The organism is Saezia sanguinis (assembly GCF_003991585.1).
In the GTDB taxonomy this organism is placed as follows: domain Bacteria; phylum Pseudomonadota; class Gammaproteobacteria; order Burkholderiales; family Burkholderiaceae_C; genus Saezia; species Saezia sanguinis.
In genome coordinates this window covers 1-246 of record NZ_PQSP01000168.1, presented here as the reverse complement: position 1 = coordinate 246, position 246 = coordinate 1, and the positions used below count along the sequence as shown (strand labels likewise).

The following is a 246-nucleotide window of genomic DNA, read 5'->3' as shown; positions in this document are numbered from 1 at the left end:
GATCACCACATCGCTGACGGTGCGCCCGATCAGTACCGAGGACGGCGCCATCGGCAGGGAGCGGAAGCGGTCGATGATGCCCTTCTGCATATCCTCGGCAAGGCTGAGACCGGTGAACGTGGACCCGAACACGACGGTTTGCACGAAGATGCCCGCGATCAGGAATTCCCGGTAACCGCCCTCGAGGCCCGGGACTTTGATTGCGGTCCCGAAGATATAGGCGAACAACAGGACGAACATGATCGG

The 246-nt window shown here is 61.0% G+C and carries 1 protein-coding gene; it reads right to left on the bottom strand.

Features of this window, described 5'->3' with window-relative positions:
• A partial coding sequence (locus CUZ56_RS15370) for an ABC transporter permease (RefSeq protein ID WP_162615381.1) occupies positions 1-246 on the bottom strand: 246 nt, incomplete at both ends.